Consider the following 19,338-nt stretch of genomic DNA (forward strand, 5'->3'; position numbering starts at 1 on the left):
TACTTGACCCATTAATGTCATTCTTGGCCGTTATGCTTGTAATGGAATATGTCACCTTTAACCATTATTGAAGTACTGCAATGCACGTAAAAAACACTGCTCCCTTATCGCTTTTCTCACTGACTTGGCCACTATTTTTTGATTTTGCGCTGCACTTTTTAACAGCCGCATTAAATACATTAATGATTAGCCGAGTATCTTACCAGGGTGTTGCTGCACTATCGGTCGGTAACATGGTATTTGAGCTTTCAATTACGCTATTTAGTTTCGTCAGTATCGGCGCGAGTGTGGTGATAACGCAATATTTGGGCGCCAAGAATAGAGCCGCTGCGAGTGACGTGGTTTACTCTTCTATTGGTTTTAACCTCATGGTTGGCGTGGCTGCGGCTTTGGGTGTGTTTTTGGGGGCAGGTTTGATTTTGCACCTAATGAATTTACCCGTAGAGCTAATTCCTGATGCAAAGCTATACCTTCAAATTGTTGGTATCTGTTTAATTCCTGAAGCAATGGCAATGTGTTTAGCTGCAGGGATGCGTGCTCATGGCTTTACCCAACAAGCGATGTGGGTGACTTTACTCATGAATGTCATCACGTTCGCAGGTAATTTGTTGTTACTTTATGGTTGGTTCGGAATCCCGCAAATGGGGGTGGCAGGTGTTGCCATTAGTACGGTTGTTGGGCGCTTAATCGGGATGACATTAATGGCATACTTGTTTGTTAAGTACACCCATATTCCAATTAAGTTGTCTGAAATCATTAAACCGAAAAAGCACTTACTCGCTAAGGTTTTCCATATCGGTTTACCGGCTGCTGGCGAGAACGTTTCTTGGATGTTGCAGTTTATGGTTGTGACCGCATTCGTTGGCTTAATGGGTGACAAAGCGCTTGCTGCCCAATCCTTATATTTTCAAATCTGTATGTTCATATTATTGTTCGGTTTATCCATAGGGATTGGTAACGAAATTATGATTGGTCACATGATTGGTGCCAAACAATTTAAATCAGCAGAAACACAGATGTATCGTGCATTAAAAATTGGCTTAATTTTAACGACGATTGTAGCAGCTTTAGCGGCGATATTTGGCGAAAAGCTAGTGGCGTTTTTTACTCAAGATGAAGATATCTTATTGATGGTAGGCCAGTTATTCTTATTAACTTTACTGATGGAACCCGGTAGAACATTTAATCTTGTCGTGATTAATGCGCTACGTGCAAGTGGTGACGCTCGGTTCCCATTTTTTGCTGGCATGATTTCTATGTGGTGTATTGCTGTGCCGTTAGCTTATCTATTCGGTATTCATTGGGATATGGGGTTAGTAGGGATTTGGTGTGCGTTAGCGATTGATGAATGGACTCGAGGTTTAACAATGTTATGGCGTTGGCGAAGTGGACGTTGGCGGGAAAAGAGTCTAATTCTTGCCTAAATATACTTTTTAGTGGGTTTAAGCTGTAAAAATGCAGTTGTTTTTTCAATTTTGCTACCAAAGTGTTAGTATGCGGTTCGATTTCTGGGGTGATTTTGATTTTATTGTAAATAAAGGATTTGATGACATGAAAAAACTGCTACTGACTGCAGCTGTTACGCTTGCCATGCCATTTGCTGCTCAAGCGGGTGCGGACTTTGTTGAAGGCGATAAGACCTTTGCTGGTGAAGCAGAATTGGGTGCAACACTGACCACAGGTAACACGGATACTTCTTCTTTTAAAGCCCGTCTAGGCCTTAAACAAGAACTAGGTAACTGGGAAAACGCATACTTACTAGAAGGCTTATACAAAGAAGATTCTGGTGAGAATACTGCAAAGCGTTACTACGCTGGTATTCAAGGTGACTACAAGTTCGACGAAAAGAACTACATGTATGTTACAGCAAACTATGAAGTCGATCCTTTTACTGGTTTTGATTATAAAGCGGTTGGTTCAGCAGGTTATGGTCATAAATTTATTGATAATGGCCGTACATTTTTAAGTGCTGAAATCGGTCCTGGTTATATTTATAAAAAATTAGATGACGAGCAGTCTTTGGCCTTAGGTTATGACACTGAGGACAGTGTTGTTGCTCACGGTGCGTTAAACTTTTCATATGAAATTACCGAAAGCTCTAAGTTCACTCAGCTGTTTGTTGCAGATTATGGTGATTCTTTAGAAGGGCGTTCAGAGTCTGCTTTGACAGCAAATATTATTGGCGCTTTAGCAATGAAGTTTGCTGTCATTGTTCGTTATAACAGCGAGCCGTTAGAAGATTTTAAGAGCACCGATACTGAAACCAACATGACACTTCTCTACGCATTTTAATTGTTAGTCATTTGGGTTTAAAGCCGAGCTATGCTCGGCTTTTTTGTGTCTAAAATAATCATTTTAAGTATGGTTATCCCAACTTTATGATTGTTACTAATGTTACATTTTCTCGTGTTAATTCAGCTTAAAAATGAACTTGTTTTTATGTCATAGGTTCGCTAGGGCGTAAATGGTGATGTTTGTTTAATCGATTACCCAAATAAAAATAAACATTTGCGCAACAGGTGTAACTATTTAGGGGGGTTTAATAAGCCGAAATATTGAAATTTCGGGGTATAGCTCACGAATTTAGATGCCGAGACTTTATCAGTTATTTTGATCACAATTATACCCTTTTGCCTAGCGTATAATGATTTCCCATATTGACAGAAGAGACGAAAAAGGCATGCAAATCGGTTGTTGTTGGTTTGATGATGAGCGTAAGGTGCTTATCAACCAATCTACTGCTACTAAATGGCAACTCAACCATAGTGAGTATTGGGTGTTAAGCATTTTAGCTAAACATCGTGGCCAAGTCGTGCCTATTGAAACCTTAGCATTTCTTGAAGAAGAACAAGGATGCCATCAAAAGTTATCCGTCGATGAGATGGAGCAGTTGGTTGAAAACTTTAAAGATTATTTTGGCGATTCGCATCGAGGCTTAATTGAGCTGATTGCTGATCAAGGGGTGATTTTATACAACAGAGTCGTCGGTCATCACAGCAGTTTACTCGATACTCCCAATAAAGCGATTTCAAATGCCCATTACATACTGATTATTCTAATGACGTTGTTGGCGTGTAATTTTGTTTATTCAAATCTCAGCGCTCCTGAGTTTGTCATTCCGGATGTGAGCCGTACTTTTGAATCGCAAAGTGGTGCTAGTGTCGTTTTTAAACTCTATGGTGACGACAAAAGTGAACGTGATTTTTCTGAGGTCGCGGATACAAGTATCGCAGCGTTAAAACAGTGTGACACGATTTTGTGGGATTCAATATCTGCCACATTAGCCAAGGGTGATAATTCGGTGAGTATCTTGCTGAAAAAACAAGTCGATAAAGGTGTGCGATTCCATAACATAAAAGTGTTGCGTGATAATCCTGAACTTTTATTTGTCTCCACCGCGTGGCTTAAAAAGGTGCGAATCTGTGGTGAATAAACTCACTAAATTTTTATCGACAACATTTGGACGTATCGTTTTTTTGTTTATTTCAATGAGCATATTTTGCCTTGTTATTTTGACATTAGAACGTTTTGCCGACACCAGAGAGGTGTGGTCATTTGATTGTCAAAGTGATGTCTATCGTTTTGAAACGACAAGTGCTGAGCCAAAAGAGATTGATGAAGGCGAATTATTCTTATCACTCACAGTTGAAGATGGACAGATCCGCTTAGATTATTACAATGCAGATAAACCGTCCGATAGAGAGTTTATTTCATTAGCGGGCGAACTGAAAGAGTTAGAAGTGGGAAGCGTAAGTTATCAATTAGATTTAGCGGTCACTGACGTACAATTTGAAAACGATAGTTCTTATTTAAAAACGTATCTTGCAAAAGAGCTTGACGAGCCTCAGGCTAACTTGTCGATAGGCAGTCAGGTTAATGTCACTGTTAAAGTGTTAGAAATGAGTATGAATAAAAACTATATTTCTATTAAATTTACTCCAAATAGTAGTTCATGGATCTGCCGACTACACGAATAAAGTTTGATTTGATAAGGTCAGGCTTTCGCTTTGTTATTTAAATTCGCTATAGTATGGTAATTCCCTCGTTGTTGAGTTCTCCTCAGTGGCAAAAGTCAAAGTAAAACAAGAAGAAGCATTATCAATTAAGTTCAGCCACCAAATGGAGGTTGGGCATCAACGCACGTTTGATTTATTCTTTTATCTCCCCACTGAAATGGGGATTGGTGAAAAAACCTTAGATGAAGAAGAGTACTACCACAGTGCGATGTTAGGTAGGCGTTCCTATTACTCGAAAGGCCTACATTTACCTTTAGTTCAAAACCGCTTTGTGAGTATCAATAAGCGCACCAAAGAAGAGTTTCGTTTTTACCTTAATTTGTTCGCATATCAATTTGCCGTTGCGATTGAAACCGATGCCAAAGAAGTTCGCCAACTTACCGAAGCAGAAGAGTTTTACCCGGCCTTAACCGAACTCGGTCAGTCGGTTGTGCAGCTATTAAAAAAGTTTCGTCGTAATGAACCGAGTGAAGAAAAATGGCAATCTTACTTTGCTAATGCCGATAATTACCTTTCGTGGTTTTGCGAGCAGCAATTACTGAAAACCTTAGCTTATCGCCCAAGGAATGCGGCTTATAAAGAAGATAAAGAGCAGATTATTGCCTTATGCCGAGCAGAGCATCATTACCGCGAAGAAGAGCGTAAATACAACTCTGCGGGAACGAAGCAAGATGCCAATCGTATCTCTAATAAAATGCTGTTACTTCGCCGCCTGATTCAGCAAGGGGTCGTCCTTAAAGAAGAGTTAAAACCTCTTGGTATAGGGCTTAAAAAGTTTGTGACAGGTTTAGCAACGACTTTAGTGATGCTTGTGGTATCGGCATTGATTATTAAGGCACAGGGGGTATTCAGTGGTTTAACCATGAGCCTTATTGTTACCTTGGCCATTATTTATGGCTTTAGGGAAATTTTTAAAGAGGATGTTCGTAATGCCCTATGGCGATTTATACAAAGAGGCCGACCTCGCTGGAGCCGAGTACTAAAAGATACCACTACACAAACGGTCATTGCTAAACAGCTTGTCTGGCTAGACTTCACACGTCCTCAAGATATTCCTAAAGCTGTGGCAGAAATAATGAAGCAGCGGCATAGTCAAAATAAGGTGGATGCAGAAGTATTGCATTATCGAATTGCGACTAAGGTGACCAATAAAGAGTTCGAAGCTGGTTACTCACAAATACAAGAACAGGTTAACTTTAGTTTGGTTCCATTTGCGCGTCATTTAGAGCGTGGCAAAGCTAAAATTTATAAAGAACAAGACGGAAAGGTGAGTAATGAATCTGTAGAGCGGCGTTATCAAGTGAACCTAGTCGCTGTGCTTAAAGATGGTAAAGGCCCGCTAGAATATGCGCGTTATAAGGTGGTGATGAGCCGCTCTAATATTATTGAAATTACTCGTAGCAAATTACCCGGCGATTTACTTGAAATGGGTGATTAAGCGAAGACCGCAGCCTTTATAAATAGATAAAAAAGCGGGATAAATCTTGTCATTTATCCCGCTTTTTTGTTTTATGCTTTTCGAGTAAACGCTTGGCAAATGTTCTGATTACCCGTTTGCTTTGCTCTTTTTAACGCGACTTCAGCATTACTCAAGTAATGTTCAAACGACTGAGGCTCAGGGTAGCCAGCGATACCAATGTTTATGCCTTCATTGAACTCATTTTGCTCTAACCTGTCCATGATGCTCATTGCATATTTATGGGCTTGAACAGAGTCACTGGATGTTAACAGTATGACCAACGAACCTAAACGCCAATGGGCGATTTGAAATCCTATTGGTAAATCAATCAATAATTGCATTTCAATATCTTTTTGACGCTTCTCAAGATGATCGATATCGCTAATGTGGCTGATTAACCCTTCAGGGTTGATATCCATAATCAGTAAACAGGTTTGCTCTCTATTGGGCTCTGTTAACGTACTAAAATGCACTTCGAGTTCAGATAATGGCACCACCATCGAACTTAACGGCGCTTGCTGGCTAGGAAGTTGTTGTAATGATTTTTGCAATTTTAGTATTTGTAGTGTCACCACTAAATATTCAATCTCGCCATCAAGATTATGCTCAGCTTGAATACTGGCTTTCAAACTATTGGCAAAGCGAGTATCAGCATCAGCAAATATTTGCCCCTTCCATTTACCTTGTAAACTTAATCGGCTGTTGATATCGGCCCATTGCTGAGAGAACTCTTTTCCGAGTAGTTCCATCACATTGTCTTGACTGTCGGCTTCGATATCTAATAGTTTTTTGAACTTGTGATTAAACTTGAGCAACTGACCGTTGGTATCAGTTAATGCTGTCGCGACATTACTTTCTGATAGCAGTTGATAAAAATAGCCTTGCTGTTTAGCTGAGGTTAGTTCGGTTATATTTTCAAAAGTTACAACCCAGTAGCGCTCACTTTTTAATTGGGTTTTACCTGGTTGAGCCGACACGGTAATAGTACAACTATCTTCATCTATGCTAACGATTTCTTGCCAATGCTTACCATTTTCCATGGCGTCAGTGAGGGATTGATAAACATCATCTTCAAGTTGTAGTACTCGTTGCAAACGTCTTTCTAATAATGCTTCAATTTCAACAGATAGCGTTTTAGCTGCCTGACGGTTTGCTTTTAATACTCGGCCGCTACTATTAACAATTAAGCAGCTTTGCTGGTTTCTAAATAAACTACTGGCTAAATTAATGCTATTCACATTGGCATTTTTCTCTAGCTGGTATCGATGTCTTGTATATAACAGCGCAGTGGCAAGCGAGCCTATCAGGACGCCGAAAAAGATTAATATATAACGCCATTGTTCAAACCTAGCGGCAATGTCTTCGTGGCGAATATATGACATTAAATAGTATTCTCTAATCGCTGAATTATTTGCTGCTAATTCCACTTTTAAGAATACGAAAGTACCCAGTTCGTTATGATATTGGCCAAAATTGGTATTGGCCATTTGTTGCCACAGTTCTGGGTAGGTTTGTTGTATGCTACTGCCTAGGGTTGTGGGGATTTTTTTGAGGGGCTGCTCTTGTGATGCGCCCGCATATAACATGCCTTGTGAGCCAAATAATAATAACGGTGAATGATGATTAAAAAAGGCAGGTTTAATTGTCTGTAGTACTTCAGATATGGAGTTATACGTAACCAAATAACCTCGAATACTTTGGTCTGGGTTTTCAATCCAAGCAAGTTGGTAAACGTAGGGAATTAGCTTGCCATTGATTGACACAAATTGAATTTGTGACGAATAAATGTCGTTACCGCCCATGGTTTTATCATGGTTAACCACCACTGTAGGTAAGGCAACATTATCAAAAGCATTAGTGGTTTTAAGTCTTGGATTGCCTTGCGGATCAAATAAGCTTAACCCCAATAATTCTGGAATATGGGTCAATAAGCCATCCCAGTTTTTAAGTAACTTTTCTTTTTGTAGCTCAGAAGGGTTACTCAAATACTGATTCATCAATTCAGCTTTAGAAAATGCTTGGGTGCGAAACTGCAGGAAGTTAACTTTATCAGAGGCGAGTGTTCCAACGGTTTGCAGTTCGCTGTAGCGCTTAGCTGCCCAATCTTCTTGAAGTCTGCGTTCACCTAAACTTAATAACAGGGTGGTAAAAATGACAATACTAATGAGCATCACAGAAACTTGGCTTAATAATGCCAGTACTTGTTGACGACTCCATTGAATATCTTGCGCAGAAATGAGCAGAAATTTTGAGACATTTTTGTTGGTTTGTCTTTTAAACATTCGCTTACTTAGGTTCACAATCTTGATAAGGTGATGTTATCACGAAAGCGTGAATAGGTTGACCTCAGTAAAGCTTTTTTAACTAATTTATTACTAACATAAATCAGCACTAACCGACGACATCTAACTCACGTTGTTTGAACTCACAACCTCGCTGTTCAACAAGTTGCCTGCATTGCTCAATATCGACATTTTCAAGCCCATTAATTGCAGATACTTGCACTTGTCCAATGTAATCTGGCGCTAGGCTAATAAATTCCAGTAATGCTTCATAAGCCCCTTTAAGTTTAGGCTTACAGTGTTGAATATACAGGGCTTCAGTGTTGGCATTCAGCGAGATTGATAAACTATCAACACACTGAGCAAGCTCTGGCAAAATATTTCTGCGATGAAATAAGTTACCTAATCCATCGGTGTTCACTCTAACGTTACCGCCTGCGGCTTTGATATGGGTTGCGACAACAATTAAGGTGTGCAAATTAAGGGTGGGTTCACCGTAGCCACAAAACACATACTCATCAAAGGACGTTACCTTACCAAGCAAAGGGATGATGTCTTCTGGCTTCACTTGTGCACTAAGCGACAACTCATACTGATGAACTTGCTTTGAACCATTATGCTTAGGGCAAAATTGACATCTCAATGTGCAGCGACCAGTAATGTTGAGGTAGCGGCTATCGCGGATGTCATAAACCAATGTGGCTATTGGGTGAGTGTCTTCAGTGGTGATATGAGGTTCAGCTTCAACAGTCATTGATTTGGCTCGGTACAGAATTAAGTGATTTATTGTAATGGAATCACTAAGGGATAACTGTTTCACAGCTCGCAAATCATCAAGATACTGGCTATGGCTATGATCATGAAGAGGCTTGATGGTTGACTAGTGTTATCCTAATCATCTCGCAAAAAAATTGACAATAAAAAAGGAGCCTAGGCTCCTTTTTGTTGTTAACAGTTGAATTGCTGAGTTATTTTCGTTCAGAGGCTATCCATTAAGAGATTATCCATTAAGAGATTATCTATGAAACGAGTCTCATTAAAGGGGTATCCCTAATAGAGGGTCGGTCAACGATAAACTTCATCGTCGTTTTTAGGTTGCCACCACCAATTGAAAATGCGTCTAACTAAACTTTTCGCATCATCAAGAATAATGTAAAGCACGGGTACTAAAATTAGCGTGACCACGGTCGAGAATAAAATCCCGAATGCTAGTGATGCAGCCATTGGGATAACAATTTGTGCCTGTAAGCTTCGTTCAAGCAAAATAGGCACTAAGCCGACAAAGGTCGTCATAGAGGTTAAAATGATGGCCCTAAACCGATAGCACCCTGAGTTTATTGCTGATTCAAGTAATGAATAGCCTTCTTTACGAGAACGGTTAACAAAGTCGACTAAAATCAATGAGTCATTGACCACAACCCCTGCTAGCGCCACGATACCGCACAGACTCAATACACTCATTGAGATGCCTAAAATGAAATGCCCGAATAAGGCGCCAATCATACCAAAAGGGATCACTGACATAATGATCATAGGTTGGGTGTATGATTTAAGCGGAATTGCCATTAGGGCATAAATGGTAAACATCGCAAAAAAGAAGCCTTGTACTAGACCTAACATAGCATCTTGCTCATCCTGGCTTCCGCCATCGAGTGATGCATTCACATCTCGATATTTCTCGGTTAACTCAGGTAAAAACTCCCCTTGGATCTCGCCCACCACTTTTGAAGGCTCGACAGTGTTTTTATTCACATTAGCACTGATGGTGATGGCTCGTTTACCATCAACACGGGTAATAGAAGCAAAAGATTGCCCTAATTCAATATCTGCAACAGTAGAGAAGGGTACAGCGACACCTTGAGGGGTACGAATCAGCATGTTTTCAAGATGGCCAATGGTGCGACGTTGCTCTAATGGATAGCGCACCATTACTTTAACTTCTTCTTTATTTCGCAAGATACGTTGGGCTTCATAGCCATAAAATCCATAACGAACTTGGCGAGCTAAATCTGAAAGCGTCAGGCCTTGAGCTTCTGCTTCAGGGCGAATATTCAAGCGTATTTCTTGGCTACCAGATGAGAAATTGTCTGAAATATCATAGACACCTTCATATGTTGCGAGTTCTTGCTTGAGCTCTTTCGAGGCTTCAGAGAGCTGAGCTAAGTCATTTGAGGTTAATCTAAATGAAATGTCACCGCCTGACTCGTTCGTGCTCGCAGCAATATTGAGTTTTTTGACAGACAATAGCTCTGGCAGCTGTTTGCGCCACTCTTCTGCAATGGTAACGCCATCGATTTCTCGGTCTTCCCCTTTAGATAACTCAGCAAAGATAAAAGCTGAGCTTCGAGAACTCATATTGATAAAACTGTGTTTAACCACATCTTCACCTGTTTCTCGGGCATATTTATCATTCATGGCGTACAAGGCTTCTTCCACTTTTTGCACGACATCAAGGGTATTGAGTTCAGAACTGCCTTCTTCCATTTCAAGTTGTACTTGAATGAAATCTGACGGTAAATCGGGGAAGAAAACCCAGCGTACTTTACCACTAGCAAGCAAAGCTAATGACAGAATAAGTACCCCAATAAATACCGCTACCACGTTATAACGCTGCTCAATACAGCGGCCTAAAAAGTGACGGTATTTATGTTGAATAAAGTACTGCAGTTTTTCGTTAAGGCTGACTTTAAATTTAGACAGAAAATTGGTGGGAGGGCGCTTCTTTTTCACTTTCATGTGAGCCAAATGCGCAGGTAAAATCAATTTAGATTCCACTAAAGAAAAAGCCAAAGCCAAAATAACCACCATGCCAATGGACTTCCATATCACTCCCATTGGACCCGACACCATAATCATAGGAATAAATGCCGCAATGGTGGTTAAAACGCCAAAGGTTGCTGGCATTGCTACGCGCTGCACGCCAGTAATGACATTATCAAGTGACTGACCATGTTTTTCGATTTCAGTATAGGCACTTTCGCCGATGACAATGGCATCATCAACCACAATGCCCAGCACCAAAATAAAGGCAAATAAGGTGAGCATGTTAATCGACATATTAAACGGCTCAATTGGCATGAGCAGTATCGTACCTAAGAAACAAACGGGTAAACCGAGCATGACCCAAAACGCCAGTTTAAGATCTAAAAATAACGCTAAAATGAGAAATACCAATAAGGCACCATAAAACATGTTTGATAGCATCATGTTTAAGCGGCCTTCGAGGTAATGGGTTAAATCACCCCATGTATCTAATTTGATGTTAGCGGGTAAGGTTTCTTTACGCTCGGCAATATAGGCTTTGACTTGCTCTGAAATAGCCAAAGCATTTTGATCGTCAATACTGGTTATTTCAATAATGGCTGCGGGCTTACCATTAAAGCGGGTGTATTCTAATCGCTCTTCAAAATCATCTTTAATCGTAGCGACCTCTGGAAGCATAATTCTGCTGCCGTCAGGTCGTGTGGTCACTACAATCTGAGAAAAGTCTTCGCCAGTATAAGCTTGGCCTTTAGTTCGCAACAGGATGTCACCATCTTGAGCTCGTATTGAGCCCCCTGGCAAATCAATCGATGAGTTTTGAACCGCCTGCGCAACTTGAGAGAAAGTTAAACCATATTCTCGTAATTTGTTTTCTGACAGTTCAATGCCAATTTCGTAATCACGAACCCCTGTCACTTGGGCACGTGTTACAGCAGGTAAGCCTGTGATGTCATCTCGAATAACTTTAGCCATTTCCTTCATTTCATGAAGACTAATATCACCATAAACTGATACCCATATGACGTTGTTTTCAGGCTTTATTTGATAAATGTTAGGTTTTTCAATGTTATCTGGAAATGTGGCAATTGCATCAAGGCGTAACTTGGCTTCATCAAGTACTTGCTGCACTTCGTAGCCGTCATCGACTTCAATGGTTACCGTTCCAACGCTATCGCTGGCAACTGAAGTGACTTTTTTGATACCACTAATATCTTGAATGGCTTCTTCAATCTTGATGTTAATCCCTTCTTCAATTTCTTGAGGAGCTGCGCCAGGGTAGGCTACAGAGATATTGAGAAGATTAAGCTCAAAACTAGGGAAGACCTCTTTGTTGATCAAAAAAGAGCTGAATAAACCGCCAATAAGTAAGGCAAACATCAATAGGTTGGCGGCAACACTGTTGCGGGCAAACCAAGAAATAATTCCTTTTTTATTATCCATTTTGCTCACCTGCTAATGATATTTCATCAATATTGTCAGGTGCATCTTGTGGCGCAAGGTCATCACTATCTGAGTTTTCACCAAGTAGTTTTACTTTTTGGCCAGACACTAGGTTACTAATGTCAGTAATCGAAACACGCTCACCAGTTGCAAGACTATCTTTAATAAACACATTTTCGATATCAGTTCGTACAATGTTTACTTTTCTAATCTCAATGGTGTTGTCCGATTTGACAATGGCAACTTGATCTTGGCGAACAACATAACGCGGCAGTTTAACAATGCCGTCTACTGTTCTGCCTTTGATAATTGCGGTGACGAAACTGCCGTATTTGAGTGGGAGTTCATCGGAAGATTGGTTATTTCGCAGGTATGGATCTTTCACTTCTGCGACGAGGTAAACCATTCGATTTTGCTCGTCAATCACGTTTTCGCTTCTGACAATATTACCTTGCCATTCAAAAGATTTACCCGCAAGTGACGCGCTTAACGTCACTAACGTGTCAGGGTTATCAACCGACTCTAAGTAAGCTAAATCATTATTGGTTAGCGGCAAACGCACTTCTGCGATACTGATATCGTAGAGCTCGCCTAAATTAGTACCTAGAGAAACATATTGGCCTAAATCAACGTTACGCGCTTTGATAATGCCATCAAATGGTGCGCGAATAACGGTTCTTTCTAAATTGCGCTGAGCTCGAGCTAATGCGGCTTTAGCATATTTGACATTTGCTTGTTCTTTTTTCAATTGCGGGATACGCAAACCTAACTCAGGCGGTAAACCGTTATCAAAATCTTTAAATTCAATTTTTGCTACTTCACCACGAGCGATTTCTTCATTTAGCGCAGCGTTAGCTTGTGCCAATGTGGCTTCAGCTTGAATAAAGTCTGCTTGATAATCTGAAGGTTCTATTTGTGCTAAAGCTTGACCTTGTCTAACAATGCCGCCAGCAACAAAACTGGGATCAAGGCTGATTAATCGACCTTGTACTTCAGTGACGAGTTGGGTTTTATATTTGGGGCTAACAACACCATAGGAAGGCAAGTTGAGAGACACGGTCTTTTGTTCAACAGTGAGCACATCAACGACAGGGATTTTTTGTTGATCTTCTTTTTGCTCAGGAGCCTGACGAGTACTGAATAAAACAACGGCGAGGCCAATAAAAACAAATAAAATGATGAATGGAGAAAGAATTCTTAACAGTCTTTTCATTGATGGGCGTATCCATACTTATTTATCGAAAATGGTGACTTTATATAACTCAATCTCGAACAGTCATTTTAAAAAGAGATTTTTGTGAGTTATTAGAGTGCTATAGGCTCTAAATTAACAGAGTTACCAGTAGAGAAAAAGTGTTAGATGTAAATTAAATGTTTCATAAAGTTTATTTCACTTTGAGGCTAGTTTAATGCGCTATCAAATGGATTTTTTGCCATAAAAAAGCCCTGAATATAGAAAATATTCAGGGCTTTAGCATTAAAGCTTCGTTAATTAAAATTTATTTTTTCTTCTTTTTAGGCTTTTTAGATTTCTTCGCTGCAGACTTATTTTTGTCTTTTTTCTTGCCTGGTACTTTGGCCTCTTTATGGGTAGGTCTTAAGCCATCAATAAAGCGACGTTTTAACGGTTGTTCGATATAACGTTCAATTTTACTCACAATACGCATGTCGTGGGCTTCAACTAACGAAATAGCTGTACCTTTTGCGCCTGCACGTGCAGTACGACCAATTCGGTGTACGTAAGCATCAGCAGAGCGAGGCATATCGAAGTTAATTACATGAGTGATACCGTCAATATCGATTCCCCGTGCTGCAACGTCAGTCGCAAGAAGAATATTCACGTCACCTTTACTGAACTTACTTAATGCTTGGAAACGTTTCTTTTGTTCCATATCACCACGTAAGAAAGCGCAAGGGATACCTGCTTTTAATAGCAAGCCTTCTAAGCTAGCAACAACTTCACGGGTTTTAACAAATACGATGGTGCGCTTTACAGACTCTTGTTGGAGCAAATTACACAACAAGGCAAACTTATGGGCGTTGTTATCCGCTAAATGTATCCATTGATGAATTTTCGCTTTTTCACTGCGGGGTGAATCAACATCAATGGTAACAGGATCTTCAAGTAAAACATGTGCAAAACGAGCAACACCACTGCCTTCAAGCGTGGCGGAGAACAGCATGTTTTGCTTGCGGCCCTGGGCTTCAATAGCAATGGTTTCAACCACTGATGAAAAGCCCATATCAAGCATACGGTCAGCTTCATCAATGATGAGCATTTCAACTTCTGTCGCTTCGAATTGACCTTTATCTAAATATTCCATCAAGCGACCAGGCGTCGCAATTAATAGATCGATATTCTCTTCAAGTTGCTCTTCTTGAGGACCGTAAGGTACGCCGCCGGTAATAATACCGATATCTAAATCAAGATCGGTCGCTAAATGAGACGCATAACGATGAATTTGGCTGGCCAGCTCACGAGTAGGCGTCAGAATTAAAATTCTAGCTTGACCGTTAAAGCGGCGAGGGAAGTCAATCAAGTGTTGTAATGCCGGCAATAAAAAGCTTGCCGTTTTACCTGTACCTGTAGGCGCTTTAGCTAAAATATCCCGTTGTTCCATCGCCATTGGCAATGTTTGTTGTTGAACGGTAGTAGGGCTTAAATGTCCCATAGCCTTTAGAGAGTCTAATAGGCGTGGGTCTAGATCAAAATCTTCAAATAGCATGCGCTTTGGGTCTCACTGATTGATAGCCGGACATTATAACCTAAGTTCTGGATCTCAGCGAGCAAGGAATCGGTTTTAAATGACTTTTATATGATGAAACTCTCGTTAAAGTTTCAGATAAAAGTCGCGACACAGCTGGCTCATCTCAGGAGTGTACTGACCTTGTTTATCCGCAATAATCAAATCAGAGTGAATTAAGCGATGGAAACTAGCTTGGTGGCTAAGTTGCAATAAAATCCGGCTAGGACTTTTGTTTTCAACGGTGCGAATACTCGTTCGCTCTGACAGCGACAGTTGCGTGTCATCTAACGCTTGCATAAACCCAGCCTCGCTTTGCTGAGGAATAATCAAGCTCGCTTGTCCAGATGGTGTCATTAATTGTTGAATATGGCTGAGCAAGGTTTTAAAACTGAGCTGGTTTGTGTGCCTTGCTGTAGCACGCTGACTTGAGTCTGATTGAGGCCCATGTTCAAAGTAAGGCGGGTTACAAATAATTGTATCGAACAGAGCGCAGCGCTTTTGCTGATGTTCAAGCAAAAATTGCTGGATACTCATGTGATGTAATGAAAGCTGCTCTGACCAAGAGCTTTGACTAAAGTTTTGCTGGCAATCAACAGCAGCGCCATCTTCTAACTCTACCGCGCTGATTTTACAATCTTGGTTATTCATGCGCTGAGCGAGCATTAAGCTGAGCAAGCCACTTCCTGCACCAATATCTAATAGTTGTGCTGTAGGTATTTTTTGCGTATCAGGCAATGCAGCCCAAGCGCCTAATATGACCCCATCTGTGCTAACGGGCATACCACAATGACTATCATCAATATGAAACTGTTTAAATGTAAAAGGCATGAATACTTCGCTTATATGGCTGACGGCTTATGGTAACGGTTTTACGGTTTTTTCCCAATTTTATTGGTGTTGCTTTTTTGTTGTGCTTTTAGCTTGATGTGGTTGCTCTGTAGCGGGAATGTTTTGTGGGCTTTACGCTTCGTTTCTGATAACAGCTAATTTGCTATTCTGCTGGGTTTGCGCTTGTTTATCGATAGATGTTTTGCTATTAGTTTCTACCCGTTTAGTCGTGTTTAACGCGTTTAAATGGCAAAAAATGAAATACGACTCACAAATGGGTATTCGAAAAATTGAAAAATGGCTTTTTTATAACCATTTGTGAGTAGTTTTTAATGAGATAAAGTGTATTTATAAGTTTACATTCTTACAGGTCGTTTTTGATTAGCAGTAGCTAATTAGCAGTGAATCACTTAAGTTTGTTAAAAAACAAAACAACAAGATGGGGCGTTTAGTGCAAAACAATAATATGAGTATTGGCGATACATTAGGCTTAGGCTTTATGACATTCGCATTTTTCTTAGGTGCAGGTAACTTAATTTTTCCACCTTTTGCAGGCATGTTAGCTGGCGAGAATATGACGCTAGCGATGATTGGGTTTCTGGTCACTGCTGTAGGTTTACCTCTAGCAGGTCTTATCGCTGTCGCTAAAGCGAATGGTAAAGTCATGGCGATGCTACCTGCTTTTGCTGCTACAGCACTTGCTGTCTCAATTTACATTATCATTGGCCCTGCGTTTGCCGCTCCCCGCACAGGTTTAGTTGCATTTGAAATTGGTGCTCGCCCATTTTTAGATAATGCCGATGCGATGATCCAACTAGGTGCATTGACACTGAACAAAGCGCAGTTGCTTTATACAGTAGCCTTTTTTGTCATCGCAATGGTGCTATCACTTTACCCTGGTAAATTACTCGATAGTGTCGGCAAAGTGTTAACCCCAATCTTAATCTTTTTACTTGTTGGTTTAGCTGTTTCTGTGATTGCTACGCCAAGCGCTGCGATCGGTGCTGCTACTGGTGACTATATTGACAGTCCACTTTCTAAAGGCATTTTAGAAGGTTACAACACCATGGATACACTTGCCTCAGTGATCTTTGGTATGTTGATTATTGATATTTTACGTAAGAAAGGTGTCACAGAATCTAAAGCCCAGACTCGTTATCTTGTGCGTGCAGCTATTATTGCAGCATCAGGGTTAGCGTTTGTGTACATTTCACTATTTTATTTAGGTGCTACAGCGGGTGATATTGCTAAAGGCGCTGAAAATGGTGGCCAAATTCTGACAAATTATGTGACCCATGAGTTTGGCACTATGGGTACAGTATTATTAGCAGCGGTAGTCAGTATCGCTTGTTTAACCACTGCAGTTGGTCTAATTACAGCGTGTTCTGAATACTTTAACGAACTCATGCCTAAAGTGTCTTACAAAGCTTTCGTTATCTTTTTCAGTGTCGTATGTGCAACCGTTGCGAATGTGGGGCTCACTCAGCTAATTAACATCAGTATTCCTGTGTTGATGACCATCTACCCAGTGGCAATTGCATTAGTGGCAATCACCTTTTTAACTGAACGTTTTGCTCGCCCAGAATTTTCGCATCGTCTTGTGTTATCCGTTGCACTATTCTTTGGTATTTTCGATGGTTTAAAAGCGGCAGGAATGAACACTGACTTTTTAAGCTTTATGCCACTGCATAGCGAAGGTATGGCTTGGTTACTGCCAGTTGGTATTGCCATGGTTGCGTGTTTATTTGTCCCAGCGAAAAACGCAACGGCAGCAACAAGCTAATAAAGATGACAGACAATCTTTATGGTGATGATTAGATTATCCCTATGAGCTTAGTTTTGTCTTTGTAAACTAAATTTAGTTACACTAGAGCGGCGTTACTTCAGGTGAAGTGGCGCCGTTTTTTTAGGAATTTTTGTGACTGATAATTACCAAGCAGATCCCCTTATTGATGCATTTTTAGATGACCTTTGGTCGGCTAAAGGGTTAAGTGATAACACGTTAGGCTCTTATCGAACTGACTTACGTCATTTTGAGCGATATGTGTTGAGTCAGCAACATCAACTCATTAATGTTGATCAGTTAGTGATTCGAGATTATTTAGCTTATCGAGTGGCAGAAAATTTTGCTAAAACCTCAACGGCAAGATTGCTGAGCAGTTTACGGCGATTTTATGGTTATTTGATAGTAAAACAACTGATTGATATCGACCCAACTAGCTTAATTGAGTCACCTAAGTTAGCGCGTAAATTACCTGATGCATTAAGCGAAACCCAAATAGATGCTTTACTCGCAGAGCCCGATATTGACGACCCAATAGAGTGCCGTGATAAAGCCATGCTGGAGTTATTGTATGCCACAGGCCTTCGGGTTACTGAACTGGTCAGCTTAACCATAGAGCAAATTAGCCTTAGACAAGGTTTAGTGCGCATTGTCGGTAAGGGCGGCAAAGAACGTTTAGTGCCGCTTGGTGAATTAGCCATTTCCGAAATCGAGCAGTATTTGCTCGCTGCACGCCCTACATTACTGAACAATAAACAAAGCGATGTTTTGTTTCCTTCCAAACGTGGACAAATGATGACAAGACAGACTTTTTGGCATCGTATTAAATGTTATGCAGTGCGAGCTGGCATCAATAGTCAATTATCTCCGCATACCCTAAGGCATGCATTTGCTACCCATTTACTCAATCATGGAGCTGACTTACGGGTAGTTCAGCTGTTATTAGGACACAGCGACTTATCTACCACGCAAATATACACCCACGTTGCCAAGGCTCGACTACAGCAGTTACATAGTGAGCATCATCCAAGGGGCTAATGCGTTGTGCATGATGTCTCTTGTTACATAAAAATTGATACATATCGCCAGCAATGAGCGGGATATAGTTGCTTTAATATGACATTCTCTGTAACTTTTGCCGTCAAACTCTGGTCTATGTAATTAGCTGACTCATCAGTTTTATCAAATAGGATTTTTTAATGAAGTTAACAAAAGCATTCTCTTTTGCTATGACCCTTGCTGTTGCGCCACTATTACATGCCGCATCAGCCTCAGATATTCCCAATGAAGCAGAGCTGAAACAGCAGGTTTCTGATGTGCTTGGCGTTAATGTATTGAAAATTCAATCATCACCGATTGACGGATTGTATCAAGCCTTGACTGACCGTGGCATTTTGTACGTTTCTCCAGATGGCACTAAGTTACTACATGGCAATATGTATGATTTAAAGAATGGCATGCAAAACTTAACTGAGGCTGCATTAGCGGGCCCTCGTGTTGATATGCTCAAGCCATTTGAAGACGACATGTTGGTGTACAAAGCGAAAAATGAAAAACATGTCGTAACCATCTTTACTGATGTGGATTGTGGTTACTGTCGTAAGTTACACCAAGAAATGGACGGTTATAACGATTTGGGCATTACAGTTCGTTATTTAGCTTACCCTCGTGCAGGTATTCCATCAGCAAATGCCCAAGAAATGGAAGCGGTATGGTGTGCTAAAGATCCGCTACAAGCTATGACTGATGCTAAAACGGGTGGCAATGTAAAAGCTGCAAGCTGCGATGCAAACATCGAGGAGCAATACCGCCTTGGTCAAGCATTTGGTATCAATGGGACACCTGCAATCGTTTTAGAAAACGGGGTGTTAGTGCCGGGTTACCAACCACCGTCAGCATTATTAAATACCATTAAAACTAATCTCTAATACCGACAGCTTTAGAATAATCGTTATAACCGAAAAAGGTGAGCCATTGGTTCGCCTTTTTTGTTATCTTAACGTGTCGATTACTCCACTAA

The 19,338-nt window shown here is 40.6% G+C and carries 14 protein-coding genes; 8 read left to right on the top strand and 6 right to left on the bottom strand.

Annotated features, from left to right (window positions below):
* Positions 1-80 precede the first annotated feature (80 nt).
* The 5 genes from A9267_RS13725 (at position 81) to A9267_RS13745 (ending at position 5,454) form a co-directional block, all read left to right on the top strand.
* Positions 81-1,424 carry an MATE family efflux transporter gene (locus A9267_RS13725; RefSeq protein ID WP_065109550.1) on the top strand — a complete coding sequence of 448 codons (1,344 nt, stop codon included), beginning with the start codon at positions 81-83 and terminating at the stop codon, positions 1,422-1,424.
* A gap of 127 nt (positions 1,425-1,551) precedes the next feature.
* Positions 1,552-2,292, top strand: coding sequence for a DUF481 domain-containing protein (locus A9267_RS13730; RefSeq protein ID WP_065109597.1), 741 nt, complete (start codon positions 1,552-1,554; stop codon positions 2,290-2,292).
* A gap of 352 nt (positions 2,293-2,644) precedes the next feature.
* Positions 2,645-3,433 (top strand): hypothetical protein, encoded by a 789-nt coding sequence (locus tag A9267_RS13735; protein ID WP_144430194.1) that lies wholly within the window; start codon positions 2,645-2,647, stop codon positions 3,431-3,433.
* Entirely contained in the window at positions 3,423-3,977 is a 555-nt protein-coding gene (locus A9267_RS13740) for a hypothetical protein (RefSeq protein ID WP_065109551.1), read from the top strand. The genes A9267_RS13735 and A9267_RS13740 overlap by 11 nt, the downstream gene beginning before the upstream one ends.
* A gap of 85 nt (positions 3,978-4,062) precedes the next feature.
* Positions 4,063-5,454, top strand: a complete 1,392-nt coding sequence (locus A9267_RS13745; protein ID WP_065109552.1) for a hypothetical protein — start codon at positions 4,063-4,065, stop codon at positions 5,452-5,454.
* A 71-nt stretch (positions 5,455-5,525) separates the two neighbouring features.
* Here the strand turns inward: A9267_RS13745 and A9267_RS13750 are convergent, their stop codons facing one another.
* The 6 genes from A9267_RS13750 to A9267_RS13775 form a co-directional block, all read right to left on the bottom strand.
* Positions 5,526-7,757, bottom strand: a complete 2,232-nt coding sequence (locus A9267_RS13750) for a PAS domain-containing protein (protein ID WP_065109553.1) — start codon at positions 7,755-7,757, stop codon at positions 5,526-5,528.
* A gap of 109 nt (positions 7,758-7,866) precedes the next feature.
* On the bottom strand, positions 7,867-8,511 hold the full coding sequence (locus A9267_RS13755) for a TatD family nuclease-associated radical SAM protein (RefSeq protein ID WP_065109554.1): 645 nt from the start codon (positions 8,509-8,511) through the stop codon (positions 7,867-7,869).
* A 311-nt stretch (positions 8,512-8,822) separates the two neighbouring features.
* Positions 8,823-11,960, bottom strand: coding sequence for an efflux RND transporter permease subunit (locus A9267_RS13760; protein ID WP_055025170.1), 3,138 nt, complete (start codon positions 11,958-11,960; stop codon positions 8,823-8,825).
* Positions 11,953-13,173, bottom strand: coding sequence for an efflux RND transporter periplasmic adaptor subunit (locus tag A9267_RS13765; RefSeq protein WP_065109555.1), 1,221 nt, complete (start codon positions 13,171-13,173; stop codon positions 11,953-11,955). The genes A9267_RS13760 and A9267_RS13765 overlap by 8 nt, the downstream gene beginning before the upstream one ends.
* A 286-nt stretch (positions 13,174-13,459) precedes the next feature.
* Positions 13,460-14,686: an ATP-dependent RNA helicase SrmB gene (srmB, locus tag A9267_RS13770; RefSeq protein ID WP_055025172.1), complete on the bottom strand. Its 1,227-nt coding sequence runs from the start codon at positions 14,684-14,686 to the stop codon at positions 13,460-13,462.
* Between the two features lie 105 nt (positions 14,687-14,791).
* Positions 14,792-15,535 carry a tRNA1(Val) (adenine(37)-N6)-methyltransferase gene (locus tag A9267_RS13775; RefSeq protein ID WP_065109556.1) on the bottom strand — a complete coding sequence of 248 codons (744 nt, stop codon included), beginning with the start codon at positions 15,533-15,535 and terminating at the stop codon, positions 14,792-14,794.
* A 439-nt stretch (positions 15,536-15,974) separates the two neighbouring features.
* Between A9267_RS13775 and brnQ the strand changes: the two genes are divergently transcribed.
* From brnQ to dsbC, 3 genes are all read left to right on the top strand, one after another.
* Entirely contained in the window at positions 15,975-17,318 is a 1,344-nt protein-coding gene (brnQ, locus tag A9267_RS13780; protein ID WP_055025174.1) for a branched-chain amino acid transport system II carrier protein, read from the top strand.
* Between the two features lie 135 nt (positions 17,319-17,453).
* On the top strand, positions 17,454-18,356 hold the full coding sequence (xerD, locus tag A9267_RS13785) for a site-specific tyrosine recombinase XerD (protein WP_065109557.1): 903 nt from the start codon (positions 17,454-17,456) through the stop codon (positions 18,354-18,356).
* A 161-nt stretch (positions 18,357-18,517) separates the two neighbouring features.
* Entirely contained in the window at positions 18,518-19,246 is a 729-nt protein-coding gene (dsbC, locus tag A9267_RS13790; RefSeq protein WP_055025176.1) for a bifunctional protein-disulfide isomerase/oxidoreductase DsbC, read from the top strand.
* The last annotated feature ends 92 nt before the right edge of the window (positions 19,247-19,338 follow it).

Source organism: Shewanella sp. UCD-FRSSP16_17 (genome assembly GCF_001675935.1).
GTDB classification, from domain to species: Bacteria; Pseudomonadota; Gammaproteobacteria; order Enterobacterales; family Shewanellaceae; genus Shewanella; species Shewanella japonica.